At 34.4% G+C, this 6425-nt stretch carries 9 protein-coding genes; all 9 read right to left on the bottom strand.

Features of this window, described 5'->3' with window-relative positions; translation table 11 throughout:
* Nucleotides 1-113 precede the first annotated feature (113 nt).
* Nucleotides 114-773, bottom strand: a complete 660-nt coding sequence (locus ACFQ18_RS10030; RefSeq protein ID WP_204798222.1) for a DUF443 family protein — start codon at nt 771-773, stop codon at nt 114-116.
* 38 nt (nt 774-811) lie between these two features.
* Complete coding sequence (locus ACFQ18_RS10025; protein WP_204798221.1) at nt 812-2281, bottom strand: T7SS effector LXG polymorphic toxin; 1470 nt, start codon at nt 2279-2281, stop codon at nt 812-814.
* Entirely contained in the window at nt 2271-2606 is a 336-nt protein-coding gene (locus tag ACFQ18_RS10020) for a TIGR04197 family type VII secretion effector (RefSeq protein WP_204798220.1), read from the bottom strand. Before ACFQ18_RS10020 ends, ACFQ18_RS10025 begins: the two co-directional genes overlap by 11 nt.
* A 4-nt stretch (nt 2607-2610) precedes the next feature.
* A complete protein-coding gene (locus ACFQ18_RS10015; RefSeq protein ID WP_204798219.1) occupies nt 2611-3036 on the bottom strand; it encodes a YwqH-like family protein in 426 nt (141 codons plus the stop codon).
* A gap of 14 nt (nt 3037-3050) precedes the next feature.
* Nucleotides 3051-3359 carry a hypothetical protein gene (locus ACFQ18_RS10010; protein WP_204798218.1) on the bottom strand — a complete coding sequence of 103 codons (309 nt, stop codon included), beginning with the start codon at nt 3357-3359 and terminating at the stop codon, nt 3051-3053.
* Nucleotides 3360-4044: 685 nt separating this feature from the next.
* Complete coding sequence (locus ACFQ18_RS10005; protein ID WP_204798217.1) at nt 4045-4365, bottom strand: hypothetical protein; 321 nt, start codon at nt 4363-4365, stop codon at nt 4045-4047.
* A 258-nt stretch (nt 4366-4623) separates the two neighbouring features.
* Complete coding sequence (locus tag ACFQ18_RS10000; protein WP_204798216.1) at nt 4624-5397, bottom strand: hypothetical protein; 774 nt, start codon at nt 5395-5397, stop codon at nt 4624-4626.
* A 103-nt stretch (nt 5398-5500) separates the two neighbouring features.
* The gene (locus tag ACFQ18_RS09995; protein WP_244986950.1) at nt 5501-5794 is read right to left on the bottom strand and encodes a DUF4176 domain-containing protein; all 294 of its coding nucleotides are present in this window, start codon (nt 5792-5794) and stop codon (nt 5501-5503) included.
* Nucleotides 5795-5894: 100 nt separating this feature from the next.
* Complete coding sequence (locus ACFQ18_RS09990; protein ID WP_204798215.1) at nt 5895-6425, bottom strand: hypothetical protein; 531 nt, start codon at nt 6423-6425, stop codon at nt 5895-5897.

Genomic DNA, 6425 nt, shown 5'->3' with positions numbered 1-6425 from the left:
ATTCCTATTATTAATAATATTGACACAAAAGGTTTCGCTTGACTTTTTCCTGAAAACTTTATGCAACACTAGTGATATTTCTTAGATTTCCAAAACCTTGTCATATTTAATTTCTAAACAGCTTTCTTTTTATCATCTTTAAATACCACTTTATTATTGCCTAATGCGATTGCAAGAAGGCTAAAGCATAATGACATAAATAAGAATACCATCCCAGCAAAAAGGATCACTGCATTAGCTAATTGAATATAACCCCCCCATGATAAAAAAGTTAATCCCAGAAAAAACAAATAAAAAAATGAAATGAAGAAAAAATGCTTCCATGACTGTGGTCTAATCCATAACCGTACCGGTGAATGTTGTTTAAGATCAACTACCTGGGCTAGCTTTTTTTTTAATCTAATATTTATATACAAATATATGGATACTACAATAAAAAAAACAATCGCTACAATTATTGAATTAACAACGGGGGAACTTTCAACGTCAAAGAAATTGACCAAAGGCTGCAATAGATTAGCTAAAAACACCCCTATAAGACCAGCTAGAACACCTTCTCCTCCTGATTTTTTTTGTTTCACTTCCGGCGTCTTTATTTTTTCTATTAATTCATGATCATTCACTTTATAAGCGGTTTGCGGAAGTATCCAGTAAAAAAACGGAAATAATATTTTCCAAAAGGGACGTCCCATATCTAAAATATAGCTTTGTTCATCAATGGTCAGAATTCTATACCTTAGATTCATATATACTCCCTGTACCTTACCATTCATTATATGATCTCCTCTCCTTCTAAACCTACTAAACCCACCTACCAAGAAAATGGATTTATTAAATTAAAACTGTCATGCAAGGCCTCTCCAGCATCGCCTGCCCAATTTGTTATAGTATCCCAACCTCTATCTATTTGTTTACCGGCCCAATCCAAGCCATCTTGTATACCGAAGAAATTATTATCGTATGCCCAGTTAAATGTCATTGTTCCAAGAGTACCTACTGCTACACTGCCTAGTGTCGCCCATCCAACTGGAGTAGCTGAAAGGAATGCTCCTCCTAATCCTGTTATAGCAGTTGAGGTACCCCATCCCGCTAAAAGACCAGCTCCTGTTGATGCAGTATTCTTTGTAACAGCCTCTCCCACAGTTTTATCACTATATTTATAATCAAGCATAGTTCCATATCCAATACTTAATACGGTTAACGGACCATTTAGAGCCTTTCCGAAATTGTTAACTTTGTTAATCTCATTCATTTTGTAATTATAAGAATTACCAGGTTTACCACCATTTATTTCTAAAAGTTTCTCGGCATTTTTTTTCAAGTTATCTACTTTGACTCCAGTTTGATAGTCAACTTTTCCAGTAGCCAAATTTCCTATAAGAGTAGCCTCAACGCCATCAAAATTATCGGCAAGGTATTTAAGAAAGTTCTCTGATACCTCACCTTTCTCTTCATTATGAATCTTTTTAGTCTCAGCCAAATATTCATAATATTGGTTTTCGTCAATTTCGCCGTTTTTTAAGTCACTATAGGCTTTATTTAATACATCTTGTAAAGGTTTATCCATATCTTTTATGACAGCGTCCTTGGATCTTTCTGCCTTATCTATCACCTCTGCCCGCTTTTCCGCATTATAAGCCTTCAACATCGGCAACCCAACTGTCATGGAGTTTCCTGTATAATCCGTAAACCTACCACTTCCCGCTACAGCACCAGCGTTATTTATTGTCGCTTTTATGTGGTTCAGCAAATCTTCTATTTCAGAAATCTGCTTTCCTGTACTTGAAAAAGAATCCAAGTCTTCATCTAACTCTGTCAATGTATCTACTGCATCATTTTTAGCGTATCTAGCAGAATAGGTTGATGGTGCACTGGCACTGCTAATATCGGATACGCTATTAATAATTTCTCTCACGCTTTTTTGTTCTGCATCCAGTTTCTCGAAAACATCGGTAATATCTTCTTCTGTATCTTTTAAATAATCGCTTTTGATCAGCGCTGATTCACTTCCATCTACCCTACTTCCGAAAGAATTTATGTGTCGGTTTAAAGCGTCTTGAAGATCCGTGAATAATCCATCAAACGATGTTAAAATCGTTTGATGCAAATCCTGAAAATAACCTTTTGCTTCCGTCGCAGTCTTTCCCGAGAATGTGCTTAAAGCAGTCAGCTGATCAATACTTCCCTTGACGCTAGTTAGACTTGATTTTATTTCTTCCGAGGCTGTTTCTAAGTCTTTTGACAGCTCAATAACTTCGGATATATCCACTTTATTTCCCATTTATATTCTCTCCTTTCATCAGCGTATTGGTTGTGGTCCAGTTACATTGACATTCATTCACTTGTCCCAATCTCTCATCATTTTCCTGCATCGTTGCTCCTGTATCTTCTAAAATTGTAATATCTGAATCAAGAAGGGCTTTATATTTCTCCAGAAGTTCGATGGCTTCAATGGTTAGCTCCAATTCTTTTGTAAATGGTTCAATATTCGTCTTCTCCAATGTTCGGCTTGTTTTCAAACTGCTTGATATACTTGAACCGGAAGTTCTCTGCTCCGATATAGCTGACTGAAACTGTTCCATATGAATACTAACTAATCCCGCCATACGATCACTCCTTATCCGCTTCTGCTAATTTACGAATTTGATTATGAAGTGAATCCAGTGAGTTTTCAAGATTTTCCAATCCAATTAAATAATTCGTTCTGCTAGTCTCATACTTCGCTATCTCTTGTTCCATTGTCTCTTTTGCATCTTCTGTATTAGAAACATAATTCTTAACTGCTTCCTGGTATTCACTGTACTGTTCCTCAAAGGTATCCTTGTTTTCACCTTTCCAGCTTGCCTCATCAATTGTTAACCCGTCAATGGATGTTTTCGTAGTTTTCAATTCTTCAATACTTGTCTGAAGTTCTTTGACGGCTTCTTCTAATCGTGCAATTTTGTCTTCTAAATCAGAGATATTTTCCTTTGTATTGGCCATGCCCAGCATTACAGTCCGTACTTGATCATGCAACAATCCCATTGAAGTACTCAATCCATCCTCTCCTCCTAATCTGGTATTTTAATTTTCAAATGATCATGATCCATTGCAAAATAAACTTCATATGCTTTTGGATACTTTTCCTGCCTAATAAAAGGCTGTTTGAATATATCTTGATCGCCAAGACGCATGCTGACTAAACCTACTGTCGTTTGACTTCTGGCGTATTTTGCTATTCGTTCATAACTGATTCCAATATAACTGTAGTCACTGCATAGAATAAAGTGGATGCCGGATTTTACGCCGTCATTTAAGAATTTCTCTATTTCTTCTTCCAAGTTGCTGCGTTCGGTGAAGTCTTTGAAATCGGCAATCATCACCAACCATGGCTTCGATCCCTCTTGATTTCAAGATATCAGTACTCACTCTTGAGATTTCAGTACTCGTATCCGAGATATCAGCACTCACTCTTGGGATTTCAGTACTTGTATCCGAGATATCAGTACGCTTTTCCCCACCTATTTCTTATATTTTTTATTTTCAAATACTATTTAAAAGAACAAGCTTTTTCCTTTTGCTTAATCTTAATATTTAAGTTTCTCTGCTTACACTTACAATTAAAACTATGATTCATACTTTTTCAAGTTAGTTCTTTGTTTATCTACATACTTTTTCCCGTACCACTTACTCTTGTCTACCCCAAATTTTATTCTGAACTCTTCGGAGTATTTATTAAGGTAATAGCTTCTATCGTTTATGTTTTTAATCGCAGTTATCAAAATGCGAAAGAAATGGTGTTTGGGGAGAAAAAGAAAAGAAGTGCCATCGTTGAATGGTTCAGCAGAAACAGGAAAAGTGTATTAGGTGTATTGGCAAGTGTTGGTGGTCTGTATAATCTTGGCAAGGTTATTTTTCCTACAGCAGGGGAACACAGAATATATAAAACCGTATGCACCATACGTAATGGAAAGGAATATACAACTAATTGTGCAAACTTTAAAAATAATAATATAAACAGGAGTACAAAAACTGTAAGAAAAGTATTATAAATATAAAATGCTTTCACATTATTTTTCCTCCTATAATATCCCCCCCAAATACAGTAATTAAAAATAATATACCTTGTACTATTGGATACCAAATATTTGTTAGGAATGGAATGTACTCATTATTCATATCAAGTACAATTGATCCACTATCCATATTATTTCCCAGATATATACTTACTCCATAAAAAGCATAGAACCCACCCATAAAAATTACTAGAACTATCATAGCCTTTTCAAAAGAAAACCTCTCTATTGTATCAATAGAGTTTTTTGCAAAGCTCTCACTGACCGTATCTTCCAGTTGGGAGAATGACCCTGAGAATATATTTTTCATATAACATTTCCTTTCTTTTTTGCATAATGTTTCTTGCTTCAAATTATGTCAAAGATTAATCTCTCTTCCGACTTAATTCACCCCACAAAAGACATTATACCGTTTTTTAATGAATCCAACCCAGACTGAAGAACTCTGCTTCTCAGACATTATCTGCAACAAGAACCACGCATAAAAAGACTAAAACGATCATATCTCATAATTCTTTAGTCGCTTCTCACCACTTAATGAGCTTTTCATCATTGGGTGAAAAGGAGGCTAAATCACTGCGTCTGTCCCTCTATCGCTCTTTTTATAAGGTAAATAGTTAACAAGTGCTGTTTCAAATGAATTCTCATTGACCCATTCAGGGGATAATGGCAAGACACAGACTATACGGTCATCTTGTTTTGCTGTGATATATGCTGCTTGAATTGTGTCAAATTTATCTGAAACCTCATGAGGCAATGATCCAACCTGTTTCTCCGCATATTTAACTTCCATACGCAATCCACCAAGAATTGCTTTTCTTTTCTTATTTACCTTTTCCAATTGCAGATTATGCTGATAGACACTTAATGGCGCAATTTTAAAATGACTAAGCTCTTCCCAATGTAAGAAAACCTTTCTGCTTTCATCTTCTGTGTTAAAAACATTTATACAAATGCCTGTAGAATCAATAAAATAAAATGGAATTATTTCATCTCTTGGGGCGTGGTGAATCTTTTCTTTGGTTCTTCTAAAAGTGCGCTTAAGCGAGAAAGTGTAGTATAAGGACCATATATATATTCCAATCCCGGCTAAAACACCTACTGTTCCTATTGTTAGCATGGGGTTTGAATTTAGTAAAAAGGATAAAAATAAAAGTACAACACTGGTGACACCTACTATTTTAGCAAGTGTTTTTAATAAAAGTTCTATCATTGCAAATTTCTCAAGCTGAATAGTTTCATTTTTTAGTTCCTCAGATAAGTCACTTTCTTTTAAGAGTACATTCCGTAAATATATTCGTAAAAAGTACCATTCCTGGGCACTTGTCTTAAATACTTTCATAACTTTATCATCCTATCTTTTGTTTCATTTAGAAAAAATAAGTAAAAAGGCAAAGGAATCTCCCTTGCCTTGCATCTATATAAATTAAATTCCATCTATATTTTTAATCTTTAATCGTAAATTTTGGAAACATGACGTTTTTTATTTTTTCCTCATATTGTTGCTGAAACAGTTCTTCTTGCTCATCTACATATCCCCTAAAATACACTTCCTCGATGTTTTCATTATTAAAGAAATAGACTTGTTCTTCCACTTTACCAGCAGGGTATACGCATGCTGAGTAATCAAAGTATCCTATTTTTCCATCTTGATTATATAATGGGGCTCTATTTAAAATCATTAATTTTACATCCCCGTTATTTAATTTAACAACACTGCCAATTGGTAAAATTTCCATAGTTAAAAACTCCTTTTCTAACCTGAATGAATTTTGAAGTTTTTCATCTTATTTTTCTTCACTTCGCACTGACTTGTATCACAATAAACGGTTCACAAAATCATCGTCTATATTTATATAATTTCCATCTATCTATGGACAGACTGTTGAACATCATTCCCGATATAGCAAAAGACATAAAAGAAAACAGAAGCCAAACAAGCCAATTATAAATGATAAACAAGCCAACTAAAATAACAGAAACTAGTAAAAGAATTGCTGCAATAATGACCTCTCTTTTAAATAAAGTGCTGCCCTCATCTATAAAATCCTCTACCATTGGTTCGGATGGATAGATCTCTATTAAATCTCCCATAAATTTCTTTTGAATTATCATGCCGATGTAAACACTAATAGATGCTCCCGTTAAAATGAATATTAATATCAAAAATGGATGAAAATCAGGAAGTGAAACATCAGTTAGGAATCTCATCAAAATGATAGTTGCAAAAAAACTTATCATAAACGTTGATTGACTGACTTCCTTATGAAACGCTCGATATACTTTTTTTGTATGTAAATCTATAAATATAGTGTACCCTGATTTCCCTTTTTCTTTTTTTCCATAGATAGGAATAATTTTTTCACTCAT

Source organism: Oceanobacillus caeni (assembly GCF_042678465.1).
GTDB lineage: Bacteria > Bacillota > Bacilli > Bacillales > Amphibacillaceae > Oceanobacillus > Oceanobacillus caeni.
This window is presented reverse-complemented; position numbering and strand designations above follow the sequence as displayed.